Consider the following 13,793-nt stretch of genomic DNA (forward strand, 5'->3'; position numbering starts at 1 on the left):
CCGCAGGGTGCTCCTCGAAGCCGAGGCCACCCACCGCGCCATCCAGCTCGCGCGGGTGGCGGGCGCCCCCTTGTACGTCGTCCACGTCTCGGCGGTGAACTCCAGCGCCGCCGCCATCGCGCCGAGCTGCTCGAAGGAGGCCGTCCCGGTGACCACCGTGACGTAGCCCTGCTCCTGCTTCACGAGGGCGTCGTACTTCTCGCCCTCCCAGCGCTCCCACGCCGCGTCGCCGACCTGCTGCGTCTGCCCCGTCGGCTTAGCCTTCCGGGTGACCTCGCCGAGGTACTTGGCGGAGGTGTCGCTGGACTGCTCCACCGACACGTACTGCCGGTCGGGGTCCTGGAAGCCCAGGTGCCAGGCGTTGGCGTTCTTGCGCTGGTACGTCACCGAGGTCGCCCGCCACTCCGCCGGGAGCCCCACCGGGACGGCCACGGGGTAGGGGGCGGCGCGCCGGGCCGTGAGCGTCTCCACCCGGTAGTCGACCGTGCGCGTCGGATCGGCGTCCTCGTCGTGCGGGACGAAGAGGTAGATCCCCGCGACCACGATGCCGATCACTGCCAGCGACCGGACCATGTCCCAGATCGTCTGCTTGCCTTTCATACCTGCCACGGCACCATCGTCCCGCATCGCCGGGAGCGATCTCCGCCGGGGTGGGCCCGGGCGGCGACGCGGCGCGCCGGCGAGGGGCGCAAGACGTCCGCTCAGGCCAATCGACTGACCGATATTCCGCTCATACGTGACCCGCCCTGCTCAATATGTCGACGTACCGATAGAGTTCCAGTCACCCTCACATCCCGGCCGTCGTCGTACAGAAAGGTGCGCTCCGATGACCGAGCACAACCTGCCGCCCCAGCTCGAAGTCTCCCCCGAGGCCCCCGACCGCAACCTCGCCCTGGAACTCGTCCGGGTGACCGAGGCCGCCGCCATGGCCGCGGGCCGGTGGGTCGGACGCGGCGACAAGCTCGGCGCCGACGGCGCCGCGGTCAACGCGATGCGGACCCTGATCTCCACCGTCTCGATGAACGGCGTCGTCGTCATCGGCGAGGGCGAGAAGGACGAAGCCCCGATGCTCTTCAACGGCGAGCGGGTCGGCGACGGCACCGGTGCCGAGGTCGACATCGCCGTGGACCCGATCGACGGCACCACCCTGAACGCCAAGGGCATGCCGAACGCCATCGCCGTGCTCGCCGCCGCCGACCGCGGCACCATGTTCGACCCGTCCGCGGTCTTCTACATGGAGAAGCTCGTCACCGGCCCCGAGGCCGCCGACTTCGTCGACATCAACGCCCCCGTCTCGGTCAACATCCGGCGTGTCGCCAAGGCCAAGAACATGGCCGTCGAGGACGTCACCGTGGTCATCCTGGACCGCCCCCGCCACGAGGGCATCGTCAAGGAGATCCGCGAGACGGGCGCCCGGATCAAGTTCATCTCGGACGGCGACGTCGCCGGCTCGGTCATGGCGGTGCGCGAGGGCACCGGCGTGGACCTGCTCCTGGGCATCGGCGGCACCCCCGAGGGCATCATCTCGGCCTGCGCCATCAAGTGCCTCGGCGGCACGATCCAGGGCAAGCTGTGGCCGAAGGACGAGGCCGAGCGCCAGAAGGCCATCGACGCGGGCCACGACCTGGACCGGGTCCTGCACACGAACGACCTGGTGTCCGGCGAGAACGTCTTCTTCGTCGCCACCGGCATCACGGACGGCGAGCTGCTGCGCGGCGTCCACTACCGCTCGGAGACCGCGACCACGTCCTCGCTGGTCATGCGCTCGAAGTCGGGCACGATCCGGCAGATCGACTCGACGCACCGCCTGTCGAAGCTGCGCGCGTACAGCGCGATCGACTTCGACCGCGCCCAGTAGGCGCGGAGGCGGGCACGACAAGAGGGGCGGTCACCGTGTGCGGCGGGGACCGCCCCTCTGCCGTTTCCTGTCCCGGTACCTCGCTACGGGCGGCGCGCGCCCGGACTACGCGTCCGACAGGGCCGAAGACCGTCGCCTAGCCCGCGGCGGCTATCGAGTCGGCCCCGGGGGCCTGGCGCAGTTCCGCGGTCCTGCGCCGCATGCGGGCCAGCACGACCCGGCGCTCGGCGGCGGTGAGGCCGCCCCACACTCCGTACGGCTCGGGCTGGAGCAGGGCGTGCTCCCGGCAGGCGACCATGACCGGGCAGCGGGCACAGACGCGCTTGGCGGCCTCCTCGCGGGACAGCCGGGCCGCGGTGGGCTCCTTGGAAGGGGCGAAGAACAGGCCCGCCTCGTCGCGGCGGCACACCGCCTCCGCGTGCCATGGGCCGTCCTCTTCCCTCGTCGGCACCCGCGGCTTCGGCACGGCGGACGCGCGCCCCTGAAGACTCTGGACGGCGGCAACCTGCAGGGACTGATGCGGCGGATGCGGCACGGTCTACTCCTGACGACGGGTACGCGAGCGAGAGACGATGCACCTGTCCCTACCCGCTGTGCGCGCCCCTATGCACTGGGTGCCAGCGGGCGGCGGGGGTTCGTCCGAAACGCGACCCTGCCAGCGGCCCCTGCCACGAGCCTGCCCGCGGCCCTCCTGCGACGCAGCCCCCATGCCGTCAGACCGCGGGCGGCGCCCAGCCCGGATCCCGGCCCAGGAAGGCGAGCAGCGAGGCGTCCGGACCGGCACCGGCCCCGGGCCCGGTAATCAGCGCGGGGCCGTAGGCGAAGCCGCGCAAGGGCTCGGCGAGCGCGTTGGCGGCGGGACGCAGGGCTGCGGCGAGACCGGCGGACAGCGGTGACCCCTGGCCGGTGGCGACGGCGATGTCCCAGGCGTGCACGGCCGCGTCGAGGGCCGCCGCGCCGACGGCCGTCTCGGCGGACACGGTGAACGGGGGAAGCGGTACGGCGACCTCCGCGGTCCGCGGCGCGACCCCGGCGAAGGCCTCGGCCGCGGCGGCGAGCGCCGGCTCCAGCAACTGCGCCGGGGGTCCCGCCAGGGCACCGGAGGGCGCGAAGGGATCCTCGGAGGGGCCGGGACCGCCGGTGAGGCGGGCGGCGTACGCGAGCTGGTCGCCGGCCGCGTGCTGGAACACCTGGGTGACGTTCCACTGCTCGCACGGCGTCGGCCGGTCCCAGCCGTCGGCGGGCACACCGATGACGGCGATGCGCAGGGCTTCGTGCGCGCGGTCGAGCAGGTCCCACTTGGATGCGGTCATGGGCCGGATCCTAGGGACTCTCCGGCCACTTGCCTTCGGCTCCGGGCCGTCGGGCGCGCCGGTCAGCCTTCCAGCCGCTTGCGCAGCTTGTTGGCCAGATCGACCAGGCGGGCGCCGGGCTTCGGCCGTGCCTCGATGTTGCCCAGCAGCGCGAAGCCGCGGACGATCACCACCGGGGCCTGCGGGTCGGTCTCCCCGCGGCCCTCGCCGCGCACCTCGAAGTTGCCGAGGACCCCGCTGCCGTAGCCGCGCAGGGTGACGTTCTCCGGTACCAGGACCTCGACGTTGCCGAGGACGCAGGTCACGTTGACCTCGGTGACCTGCTGCTCGAAGACGGCCTCGGTGAGGTCGATGGTGATGTCGCCCATGACCGAGACCGCGCGGGTGTGGGCCCCCGGCCGCCAGCGGCCCTTGCGGGCGGCGCTGCTGCACACCGCGACCACCGTGTCGACGGGCCCGCCGGTCCCCGGGGCGTACGCGGGCGAGGTGTGGCCGGAGCCGGGCGCGGGAAGGTCCCGTACGAGCACTTCCAGCTCGCCCACCGTCTTGACGGCATACAGCGAATCCAGGCGCTCCGAGTGCTCCTCGGAGGTCAGCCGGCCCTCGGCCAGGGCGTCGGCCAGGATCTGCGCGATCCGGTCCCGGTCGGCGTCGGAGGCGCGCAGCTCGGCGGGGGCCGGCGCGGGGGCGGCGGGGTGCTTTTCCAGGTCCACGGCACCCAGCATAGCGAGACACGATAGATCGCGATACTCCCACGCGAAGCCGAGTGAGCCTTACCTCACAACCACGGGCACGGCGGGAGGTTCTACGCTGGTGGACTGCGCTGCCAATTGGTCGTCAGTGCTGTCTGCCGAGTGAGGAATGGCCCCAATGCCGGAGTTCGCGTACACCGACCTGCTGCCCCTGGGCGAGGACACCACCCCCTACCGGCTGGTGACCGCCGAGGGCGTGTCCGTCTTCGAGGCGGACGGCCGTACGTTCCTCAAGGTCGAGCCCGAGGCGCTGCGCAAGCTCGCCGAAGAAGCCATCCACGACATCCAGCACTTCCTGCGCCCCGCCCACCTCGCACAGCTGCGCCGCATCACCGACGACCCCGAGGCCTCGTCGAACGACAAGTTCGTCGCGCTCGACCTCCTCAAGAACGCGAACATCGCGGCGGCCGGCGTCCTGCCGATGTGCCAGGACACGGGCACGGCGATCGTCATGGGCAAGCGCGGCCAGAACGTCCTGACGGAGGGCGGCGACGAGGCGGCGCTCTCGCGCGGCATCTACGACGCGTACACCCGCCTGAACCTGCGGTACTCGCAGATGGCCCCGATCACCATGTGGGAGGAGAAGAACACCGGCTCGAACCTGCCCGCGCAGATCGAGCTGTACGCGACCGACGGCGGCGCGTACAAGTTCCTCTTCATGGCCAAGGGCGGCGGCTCGGCCAACAAGTCCTTCCTCTACCAGGAGACCAAGGCGGTCCTCAACGAGGCCTCCATGATGAAGTTCCTGGAGGAGAAGATCCGCTCGCTCGGTACGGCGGCCTGCCCGCCCTACCACCTGGCGATCGTGGTCGGCGGCACCTCGGCCGAGCACGCGCTGAAGACCGCGAAGTACGCCTCCGCGCACTACCTGGACGAGCTGCCGACGGAGGGCTCAGCCCTGGGCCACGGCTTCCGCGACCTCGACCTGGAGCAGCAGGTCTTCGAACTCACCCAGAAGATCGGCATCGGCGCGCAGTTCGGCGGCAAGTACTTCTGCCACGACGTCCGCGTCGTGCGCCTGCCGCGCCACGGCGCGTCCCTGCCGGTCGCCATCGCCGTGTCCTGCTCGGCGGACCGCCAGGCCACCGCGAAGATCACCGCCGAGGGCGTCTTCCTGGAGCAGCTGGAGACGGACCCGGCGCGCTTCCTCCCCGAGACGACCGACGAGCACCTCAGCGAGGCCTCGGACGTCGTCTCGATCGACCTGAACCAGCCGATGGACGAGATCCTGGCGACGCTGACCGAGCACCCGGTCAAGACCCGCCTGTCGCTGACCGGCCCGCTGGTCGTGGCGCGCGACATCGCGCACGCCAAGATCAAGGAGCGGCTGGACGCGGGCGAGGGCATGCCGCAGTACCTGAAGGACCACCCGGTCTACTACGCGGGCCCCGCGAAGACCCCCGAGGGCTACGCCTCCGGCTCCTTCGGCCCGACGACGGCCGGCCGCATGGACAGTTACGTCGAGCAGTTCCAGGCTGCGGGCGGCTCCAAGGTCATGCTGGCCAAGGGCAACCGCTCGCAGCAGGTGACCGACGCGTGCGGCTCGCACGGCGGCTTCTACCTGGGCTCGATCGGCGGCCCGGCGGCGCGGCTGGCCCAGGACTGCATCAAGAAGGTCGAGGTCCTGGAGTACGAGGAGCTCGGCATGGAGGCGGTCTGGAAGATCGAGGTCGAGGACTTCCCGGCCTTCATCGTCGTCGACGACAAGGGCAACGACTTCTTCACTTCGCGTGAACCCGAGCAGCCGACGTTCACCAGCATCCCCGTCCGGGGTCCGGGCCTCGGCTGATCCCGGTAGCAACACCTGTTGAGAGCCCCTGGCACCCGCCGGGGGCTCTCTGCTTGATCAGCGGTCACGCGCCCGGCTGGATGCGACCGCGCTCAGTCCAGGGCTGCCAACGCACCCGCTACGAGAGAACGTGCCGCAGCGCCCCGCACAGCCCCTTGTGAGAGCCGGTCGAAGGCCCGGGCGTACAGCTCGACCTGACTCGGCTGAGTGAGCGTGGAAGCGGCGTCCAGCGTGTCCGCGTGCACCCTGGTGTCATCGAAGATCGTGAAGGTCGGCATGGGCCATACGGTCCGTTGCGCCGAGAACGGGATGACGCCCACGGCGACGTTCTGGAGATCCATCACCCCGAGCAGGTGACCAAGTTGGGCTGCCATGGTTTCCGGACTGCGCATCCGGTACCGCAGTACGGCTTCCTCCAGCACGAAGGAAAACCGTCGGGCGCCATTGTTCAGCACCGCGTTTCGTCGTATGCGGGCCGCCACGGCGTCACTCACGTCGTCCGGGGTTCCCCGGAAGTCTGCGATGGATGACAGCAGAGCACTGGCGTATCCAGGTGTCTGGAGGAATCCGGGGATCACGTCCGAGACGTAGACCCGGAACACCTTGGTCTGCTGATACAGGTCCCCCGTGGACTCTTGCAGGCGGCGGAGACCACTCCGCTGAAGTCGTCTCCACTGAACGTGCGCATCGGCTGATTGTCTGTTTGCCGCTATCAGGTCGGGGACCTGATGGTCGGCGGAGCAGGCTCGGCACCACGCCCTGATGTCTGCGTCCGAGGGTGGTGTCTTGGCGTTCTCGATCCGGGACGACTTCGACTCTGACCAGCCGCACCTGACGGCCAGCTCCCGCCCGCTGATGCCCGCATCCCTTCGGATCTCGCGCAGATGGCCGGCGAGGTCTTCGCGGGCCTTCTGCACGCTTGAGGACGGGTGTGGGGGCATGGAGCTGGCTTTCGTCAGATCTCGTACTGGTGGTGCGGAATCGCTCGCTCCCAGACTGCTTCGAAGGCAGCGGAGCACAGCTTCACGGTCTCCGGGTCGGACGTGATCTCGTCCTCGACCGCTGCTCCGTCGCCGGAGAAGTGGTGCACACGGAGAAGAGCGCCATCGAACAGCCAGAAGTCATTTCCCGGCAGGGGGATGCTCGTTGCCCGGCGGCGTGGCAGCCACCGGACTGCCTCGCCCGCCGTGACGTTGGCGTGGGTGACGTAGTGCTCCCAGCGGATGTAATCCGATACTGGCTCGGAGACCACCCGGGCTCGGCGGACAGTTACGCCACGGGCCACGGTGTCCTTGATCAACTGATCGTAGGGATGCCACCAGGACTCGCGGTCCTCCCAGTTGATCCGTTCACCGCGCTTCCACGCCTCGAACCGATCAGTCGAGGCGTAGGAGTCGCGCAGCTCCAGATGGACAGCGGATCGCACGCACTGGCCAAGCAGCTCAGCGAAGCTGGGCACGCTCGACGGCATCACACGCCTCCCTGATCATCGGGATCATCCGGGCCGGAATCCTCACGATGGCTTCGCTGTCGGGGACCGGCCCGTTCGCGGGGCTGCTCGCCTCGCACTCCGCCTGAGTCTCGACGCTCGGCTTCCATCCCTGCAACAAGATCTCCTGAGCTTCCGCGTCCGCCCACACGGTGGGGCAGTGGTCCCGGTCCGTGTTCGGGTCGATGCCGACGAACTGTACGGCCATGGCCGGCTCCCTGGTCTAGGTGCTTGCTCGGGCTTGCATGAGCCTCTCTGAGCAGCCGATACGACGTCAATAGCGCTACCAGCCATGCGAATTGCCGTGCAAGGTCATGCAAGTTTATGGAGTCTCGTTCCAGCCGCCGCCTAGGTTCGTTCCGTCGACTTCGGAAGCGATCGGGAGGACGCCATGGCGGGCACCGGGCAGACGGCGGAACAGGCGTGGGAGTACGTGACCTACACGGCGAAGCGTGAGACGTGCCCCGCATGCAAGAAGCCCATCCGGCTCGATCGGCCTGCCCGGCGGGGGATGCTCGGGCGGTCGGACGGGAGTCCCGCCGTTGCCTACTGGCACACCAGCTGCGTGCCCGAGGGGGCCCGCCGGTGAGACGCGTTCTCCGGTACGCGCAGCACCGGATCATCAGGCACCCCGAGGGCCAAGTGAACGCGGCTGCGTCCTGCCAGCGGCGTGAATGCTGCTGGCAGGCATCCGAGAGTTCGGATGTAGCCGACGTCGACCGTCAATGCATGGCCCACACCGGACTGACCGGGCACGACAAATTCACCCGGAAGTTCACGGACGTGGCACTCGTCCTGCGGGTGGACGAGTGAGGGACGGCAGCGCGCAGCCCTCGCGCTTTCCTGCCGTCCTGGTCCCCCTCGGAGCGGTCGCGTGGACCTGAACCGCGGCGCTGATAGTCGCCCGAGGAGCACGCGCCTGACGGCGCACAGTCCAGCACAGACCCCCGCTCCTCACCGGGCGGGTCGCACGTTCATCAAACCGATTGCCGAGGAGGAACCAGTGAGCGGAAAGCACGGCGGCGGTACGGGCAGCGGCCAGGGCGGCAGTCAGCAGGACGACGGCAGCAGCGGGCGCGGACACGGAGGCGGCGGCACCGACACCGGTAGCGGCGGAAACTCCTCCGACGGCTCCGGCCCCGCGAAGAAGTAGGTCAGATGACCGCGCGCACAGAAGAGGCGGGCCCCAGGGGCTCGCCTCCGCGCTCGTCCAGTCGGGCGCTCTGCACTCCGATTGGCTGCCGACATACAAGGCAGTGCCCCGAGACCTGTTCGTGCCCGACCGCATTTGGCCGGGCATCCCTGACGGCGCCCGACAGAACCCTTTGGTGGACCGCACCACGGACCCCCATGCCTGGTTCCGCACGGTGTTCTCCAACATCCCCCTCACGACCCAGTGGGACGACGGCAACCATGCGGGTGACGGCCTCGGCACGACCCCGAGCAGCTCCAGTTCCCAACCACACATGGTGTTCTCGATGCTGGCCGATCTCGACGTCAGGCACGGTCATCGGGTCCTAGAGATCGGTACGGGCACGGGCTGGAACGCAGGTCTCCTCTCACACCGGCTCGGGCGCGGGAACGTGGTCTCCATCGAGTTCGACCCCGAAGTAGCCAAGGGGGCGGGCAGAAACCTTCGGGCCGCTGGCCTCTCCCCCCTGGTGATCGTAGGAGACGGCCGGCTGGGCTACGCGGGAAGTGAGCCGTACGACCGCGTCATCGCGACGTGCTCAATCGGTGAGGTTCCCTCCGCATGGGTCGAGCAGACCGTTACCGGCGGGGTCGTCGTCACCCCCTGGGGGACGGAGTACGGGGGCGAGGCGATCGTCCGACTCATCGTGAACGACGACGGCACGGCGAGCGGCCACTTCACCCGCTCCAGCGCCTTCATGCGCCTGCGACAGCAGCGCCAGAACAAGCCCCCGCATGACGAGTACCTCAAGGGCCAGGAATGGCCCGCGGACGGCGACAGGAGCACGACGGCGCTCTCCCCCGCCGAGGTCGGCGGATGGGTGGAACAGTTCGTGATCGGGCTCCGCGTGCCCGGGGCGTTCTGGACGGCAGAGCGCTACGACGGTGGCGCCTACACGCTGTGGACGTACAGCACCGACATGCAGTCGTGGGCCTCGGCCGACTATGAGCCTGAGCGGCAGGAGTACGACGTAGTCCAGTCCGGCCCTCGCAAGCTGTGGGACGAGACAGAAGCCGCCTACCGCTGGTGGGGAGAGCAAGGGCGACCCGGATTCGATCGCTTCGGCCTGACAGCAGACAGCAACGGCCGACGGGCGTGGCTCGACTCCCCGAGCAACCCCGTATCGGTTCACCACTCTCAATAGCGGAGGACAAACGTAAAAAGAATCCTCCAGCAGGCATTGGGGGGTCTTCAGTGAGCTTCTTCTTCGAAGGATTCCCCCCTCAGCTCGACCAGCCTCGAAGGGGTCGGGGGCGGTCCGGGCATAGCTGGAACCTCTCTTAAGGCTTGTCTGAGTGCTGTTGGCCGCCGCTTCATGCAGGCTGCTCGCCCTCCTATCGGCCCAATGGAGAGGCGGCCCCGGGCTTGCTCAGTTAGCGTCGACTGACATGAGCAGTAACGATGAGCGCGAGAACACGGCGGAGCGGTTCCAGAAGTTCACGAAGCGGAACATCCTCCTCGTAGCTTTGCTATTTCTGTCGAGTTTGGTCACAGCGGTGAGCACGCTGGTAACGGCCACCGTGGTAGTTAGGGAACAGGTTACCGATTGGCGACCTGCGGAGTACCGGAAGCTGCGCGAACTCCGAGCCGGACAGACGCTTGAGCGTTTTAAGGAGAAGCTGGGGAATCCCGTCTACAGGCCTAAGACTGACGAGTCAAAATTCGTGAAGTCCATCTTCCATCCGCGCGAGGAATACTGGGTGGAAGTTATTTCCGATTCGTCGCAAGTCGCGATGACGTACATGGTTATTTCGTGCAGCAAGGATTTCAACCCAACATTCACTGTGCGGCGGAAGGTTGACCTTCCCGTTGTGCTCAACAAAACTTCCATGAAGGACGTCGTTCCCTCTGGCGAGCAGGGCGGGACTCTGAGGTCGAACATCACTATGACCGGCTCCTGGACCTCGGCCGTGCTCCAGGTTGCGAAGGCAGGTACCGCAAGCTACTTTCGAGAGTTTGCCTGGGGTATGAATACGAGCTGCCCTATCCACTCTCGTCCACCCGGGCAGGAACTTGAACGTGCATGGGGTGGTTGGCAGGGACGTCAGGCGGAAGCTGAGTACCTCAACGGATTCCCCTCGGTCGAGATGGAAAAGGTCGACAAGCAAGGGCTTGCTCTTCTGTCCGCGACGGTGGTGAACACCTTCGTTGAGACCGCCCTCGACCAAAAACTCGTCACTTACTATCCAGTCATCCCTGGAATTGATCGGAACAACCTTGTTTAAGCGTTGTCCCGATTACGACCGCCATAGTTAATTGCTCGAATCAGTTCTGTGATTCGCGCGGCGGTATCCATGCTGGTCAGCGGCCTGGGCGGCCGCCCGCGTCTGTATCCGAAGCCCTCCGGATTCCCACGAACCCAGGCGAACCCCCGCGCTCGCACGCCGAGGGAAGGCGGCGGGTGCAGAAGTCGTCAGCCTCAGAGTTTCCGACCCACCCCGGGCAGGAGGAAGCCGCTGCGGCCCTAAGCGGCCGCTAGAGGAGTTGAGAGCAGACTGAAGCGGAGTTGGGTGAATGCCGAGTGCCTGCGGCCTCCACGGGCCGCCTAAGCCACTCCTCGGCCGTCTGGGGTGCCCTACCGAAAGGGGGGTGCACCCTTTTCAACTCCGACTCCTTATCGGGAGTCGTTCGCTTGCCTTGGCTGTTGAAGGCTCCTGAGGCTCCTAGGCCGAAGGAGTCTCTTACTGAGCTCTTCGCTCTGCTCTCGCAGACTGCGAGTTTTCAGCCTTGGCCGAGTCAGGCCCCGTTAGGGAGCCTGGCTTCCCGCCCGCTCTTCGAACGGCCAGGGGATAGCTACGAGCTTGCGAGTAGCTAACAGACCCCGTAGGGGTCTGTAGTTCCTAGTTACTAGTTACGTATCAGAAAGCCCGGGAGTGTGAAACAGCAAAGCTGTAGCCGCGAGACAGCAGCACCACCGTTATGAAACAGTGGCACTACTTCTCCATCCCATAGGGCACCCCCTGAGAGACAGGGGGGTTACACAGGGAGATACGGGTTATGCGCCACGGCCGCCGTAGCGGCGGTGTCGTAGCAGCCGTATTCGGGCTTCCAATGCTGCTGCCGCTCGGCCGGAGCCGACAGGAACACTGCCTGAGCATCTCCGCTCAGGTCATCCCAATTGAGCGTGCGGGTCTCGTTCGGAACGGGCTCCCTAGGCGGCCCTGGAATGCTCGCAGGGCGCCTTTCCCCATCCTCAGCCGGCCTGGGCACCCGAGGGGCGCGGAAGAGGGCCTGAGTTGCCTTCTCTGCCTTTTCGCCAGGGATGGCGATTCGATAGGTCGTGGCGACTCCACGGGAGCCTTTAAAGGTCACGTCAAGGAAGCCGAGGTATACAGCAGTGTGAAGCCATCGACTGGCCTTCGACCTGTCGATACCGGTTGCCTCTTGGATTCGGTCGAGGGAAGGCCGTATCTCCTCTCCCCAGGTTCCCCAGCGGGTACCGACGGCTATGAGGAAGCGAGTGAAGTTGGGCCACGCATCTTTGCGCGTGAGCCTGTGAGTCCTGAGAGCGTCGGCCACGGGAGCCTCGGCCGTGGCCAGGATGAAGACCCATTGGCCGTGTCGTGCCTTAGCGGCATCGGAGCGATTAGTCATGCGGGTACCGAAGTGTCCTCTCCGGGTTTGGCTGGTGACTGAGTTGTACTCCCGAAGGGGTGGCGGACTCAAGGAAGGCCGTTTAAACACCGAGGGCATGAAGAGACCCCGTAGCGTTTACACGCAACGGGGTTCAGTGGAGCTGCGATGGATCGATCTAGCTACTTCCGTGTGTACGCCCTCCGGGCCGGAAGAATGAACTCGGCCTCCGGGGAGGTCCATTCGTATCCCTCAGGGACGTGGAGGCCCGTTTCATCGGCGATCTCGGCCACCTCAGGTACGCGGACGAGTACGCGACGGGAACCGTCCTCCGCACTTCCTACGGTCACGGCAATCGCGTGGCGTTGCAGGAATACGCGCTTCTGCTCATCATCCTTGGTGGCCCACTCCTCAGAGTAGGTGCGCCCTGTTTCCTTCCAGGCCGGGACACTCTCGGCTGCTTTGATTTCTTCCCTCAGTCGCTCTACCTTCTTCGACTGGAATTCATGCTGCCCCCAGTACCGCTCAATCTGAACATCGGTCTTGAGACGTCCGGCGAGGTAATCAGATTCGAGGCGATCCAGGGTAGCCTCGGTCTCGGCGAGTTCAGTCTTGGCCTCACTGATGAAATTTCCGGCACGCTCCATGACAGGCAGCGGCCCGAGGGTGAGTTTCACAAACGATCCAACAGCCGTGTCGAGGTCATCCCTACGGATACGGCTAGGGGTAGAACACGTACCGGTATTGACATTGTTGCAGCCGTAGTAGTGGTGCACGGTGCCATTCGGCTTCACCTTTTTGTTGGAAGACATTCGCGCACCGCAACTCTGACAGATAGCCACACCACCGAGCATCGACCGCGAAGGCGTAGCGCGCCTAACCTGGCGGTCGCTCTTGAGCGCCGCAACAAAGTCGGACCATTCCGCAAACTCCATTAGGGCGTCATCGGTGATGCGAACGTTCTCGCCGTTCTCATCTACGACATTCTCGCCCTTGTGCGTGTAAATACCGGCCACCGTAGGATTCATCACTATGGCGCGAATAGCGTTTGCCGTCCAGGCGACAGCCCTCGGCTCTTCGCCCTTCACGATGCGCAGATGATCCCTCCACGTAGGGACACCGCGCTTATTCAGATCAACCGCAATCTTGTAGGAAGACCAGTCACCCTTCAGGCGCTCCACAATCTCACGGAACAGTTCCGCGTAGGTGGGGTCCTGAACGAGCTTCTTCCCGCCACCTTCCTGCCGCTCGAAGTGGTATCCGAACGGCTCCACACCACCGATCCAAACACCCTTGGCCTTACGGGCTTGAGAGCCTGAGAGCGCGCGGGCGCGGATGGTGTCCAGCTCACCCTCGGCGAACGCCGCGATGATCTGGGCGAACATCTTCCCCATGGGGGTGCTCATGTCGATGCTCTCGCTGACCGAGACGATCGCTTTGCCGTGCTCACGGCACCAATCAACAATCTCGGCGAAATGGCCAGCACGGCGGGAGAGCCGGTCGAGCTTCCAGACAGCCAAGACATCCCACTCGTCCGCCCGCTCCGTGAACCAGGGACCCAGGCCGGGACGCTTGAACGGATGCATCGCCCCGGACACGTCCAGATCTTCCGCCCAGCCCACTATCCGGCCGCCGACGGCCGGACCGGCAGCCCAGTGCTCCACGGCATGGCGCTGCTTCTCGGGGCTGGTGGTGTCGTCCTTCAGGATGGACAGGCGGACGTTCCCCAGGACCCTCGGATGCTTGAGCATGGCCCGGAGGTTACTGGAGTTCCCGTGACCAGAACAAGCCGAACGACTTCTTCCAGAACCCGGCCCCGGAGCCGAC

Annotated in this window: 12 protein-coding genes and 1 pseudogene; 5 read left to right on the forward strand and 8 right to left on the reverse strand. The window is 66.6% G+C overall.

Annotated elements, in window-relative coordinates; genetic code table 11:
* Positions 1-114: 114 nt before the first annotated feature.
* Positions 115-627: pseudogene (locus AB0D48_RS21305) on the reverse strand (DUF4245 domain-containing protein); the annotation flags it as partial.
* Between the two features lie 199 nt (positions 628-826).
* On the opposite strand from AB0D48_RS21305, the gene glpX reads away from it, so the two are divergent.
* Positions 827-1,858, forward strand: coding sequence for a class II fructose-bisphosphatase (gene glpX, locus AB0D48_RS21310; RefSeq protein WP_054221849.1), 1,032 nt, complete (start codon positions 827-829; stop codon positions 1,856-1,858).
* A gap of 136 nt (positions 1,859-1,994) precedes the next feature.
* On the opposite strand, the gene AB0D48_RS21315 is transcribed toward glpX, so the two are convergent.
* From AB0D48_RS21315 to AB0D48_RS21325, 3 genes are all read right to left on the reverse strand, one after another.
* A complete protein-coding gene (locus AB0D48_RS21315; RefSeq protein ID WP_362399285.1) occupies positions 1,995-2,324 on the reverse strand; it encodes a WhiB family transcriptional regulator in 330 nt (109 codons plus the stop codon).
* 247 nt (positions 2,325-2,571) lie between these two features.
* Entirely contained in the window at positions 2,572-3,171 is a 600-nt protein-coding gene (locus AB0D48_RS21320; RefSeq protein WP_362398960.1) for a TIGR03086 family metal-binding protein, read from the reverse strand.
* A gap of 62 nt (positions 3,172-3,233) precedes the next feature.
* Positions 3,234-3,884, reverse strand: a complete 651-nt coding sequence (locus AB0D48_RS21325) for a DUF1707 domain-containing protein (RefSeq protein ID WP_362398963.1) — start codon at positions 3,882-3,884, stop codon at positions 3,234-3,236.
* A 148-nt stretch (positions 3,885-4,032) separates the two neighbouring features.
* Here AB0D48_RS21325 and AB0D48_RS21330 point away from each other — a divergent pair, with 148 nt between their 5' ends.
* The gene (locus AB0D48_RS21330; RefSeq protein ID WP_362398966.1) at positions 4,033-5,712 is read left to right on the forward strand and encodes a fumarate hydratase; all 1,680 of its coding nucleotides are present in this window, start codon (positions 4,033-4,035) and stop codon (positions 5,710-5,712) included.
* A gap of 92 nt (positions 5,713-5,804) precedes the next feature.
* Here AB0D48_RS21330 and AB0D48_RS21335 read toward each other — a convergent pair whose 3' ends face one another.
* The 3 genes from AB0D48_RS21335 to AB0D48_RS21345 are packed head-to-tail and all read right to left on the reverse strand — an operon-like array spanning position 5,805 to position 7,409.
* The gene (locus tag AB0D48_RS21335; protein ID WP_362398969.1) at positions 5,805-6,653 is read right to left on the reverse strand and encodes a helix-turn-helix transcriptional regulator; all 849 of its coding nucleotides are present in this window, start codon (positions 6,651-6,653) and stop codon (positions 5,805-5,807) included.
* 14 nt (positions 6,654-6,667) lie between these two features.
* Positions 6,668-7,183 (reverse strand): DUF6879 family protein, encoded by a 516-nt coding sequence (locus AB0D48_RS21340; protein ID WP_362398972.1) that lies wholly within the window; start codon positions 7,181-7,183, stop codon positions 6,668-6,670.
* Positions 7,155-7,409 carry a hypothetical protein gene (locus tag AB0D48_RS21345; protein WP_362398975.1) on the reverse strand — a complete coding sequence of 85 codons (255 nt, stop codon included), beginning with the start codon at positions 7,407-7,409 and terminating at the stop codon, positions 7,155-7,157. Before AB0D48_RS21345 ends, AB0D48_RS21340 begins: the two co-directional genes overlap by 29 nt.
* A 795-nt stretch (positions 7,410-8,204) precedes the next feature.
* Between AB0D48_RS21345 and AB0D48_RS21350 the strand changes: the two genes are divergently transcribed.
* The 3 genes from AB0D48_RS21350 to AB0D48_RS21360 all read left to right on the forward strand — a co-directional run bounded on the left by AB0D48_RS21350 (position 8,205) and on the right by AB0D48_RS21360 (position 10,618).
* Entirely contained in the window at positions 8,205-8,354 is a 150-nt protein-coding gene (locus tag AB0D48_RS21350) for a hypothetical protein (protein ID WP_266996804.1), read from the forward strand.
* 175 nt (positions 8,355-8,529) lie between these two features.
* Complete coding sequence (locus AB0D48_RS21355) at positions 8,530-9,537, forward strand: methyltransferase domain-containing protein (protein ID WP_362398978.1); 1,008 nt, start codon at positions 8,530-8,532, stop codon at positions 9,535-9,537.
* Positions 9,538-9,781: 244 nt separating this feature from the next.
* A complete protein-coding gene (locus AB0D48_RS21360; protein ID WP_362398981.1) occupies positions 9,782-10,618 on the forward strand; it encodes an ETEC_3214 domain-containing protein in 837 nt (278 codons plus the stop codon).
* Positions 10,619-12,148: 1,530 nt separating this feature from the next.
* On the opposite strand, the gene AB0D48_RS21365 is transcribed toward AB0D48_RS21360, so the two are convergent.
* Complete coding sequence (locus tag AB0D48_RS21365; RefSeq protein WP_362398984.1) at positions 12,149-13,717, reverse strand: recombinase family protein; 1,569 nt, start codon at positions 13,715-13,717, stop codon at positions 12,149-12,151.
* Positions 13,718-13,793 lie beyond the last annotated feature (76 nt).

This window comes from Streptomyces sp. NPDC048269 (assembly GCF_040652395.1).
Taxonomy (GTDB): Bacteria; Actinomycetota; Actinomycetes; order Streptomycetales; family Streptomycetaceae; genus Streptomyces.

Bases quoted from the DNA above. Each gene is read 5' to 3' on its own strand.
- glpX (WP_054221849.1), top strand. From the start codon at position 827: ATGACCGAGCACAACCTGCCGCCCCAGCTCGAAGTCTCCCCCGAGGCC.
- AB0D48_RS21320 (WP_362398960.1), bottom strand. From the start codon at position 3,171: ATGACCGCATCCAAGTGGGACCTGCTCGACCGCGCGCACGAAGCCCTG.
- AB0D48_RS21330 (WP_362398966.1), top strand. From the start codon at position 4,033: ATGGCCCCAATGCCGGAGTTCGCGTACACCGACCTGCTGCCCCTGGGC.
- AB0D48_RS21335 (WP_362398969.1), bottom strand. From the start codon at position 6,653: ATGCCCCCACACCCGTCCTCAAGCGTGCAGAAGGCCCGCGAAGACCTC.
- AB0D48_RS21340 (WP_362398972.1), bottom strand. From the start codon at position 7,183: ATGCCGTCGAGCGTGCCCAGCTTCGCTGAGCTGCTTGGCCAGTGCGTG.
- AB0D48_RS21345 (WP_362398975.1), bottom strand. From the start codon at position 7,409: ATGGCCGTACAGTTCGTCGGCATCGACCCGAACACGGACCGGGACCAC.
- AB0D48_RS21360 (WP_362398981.1), top strand. From the start codon at position 9,782: ATGAGCAGTAACGATGAGCGCGAGAACACGGCGGAGCGGTTCCAGAAG.
- AB0D48_RS21365 (WP_362398984.1), bottom strand. From the start codon at position 13,717: ATGCTCAAGCATCCGAGGGTCCTGGGGAACGTCCGCCTGTCCATCCTG.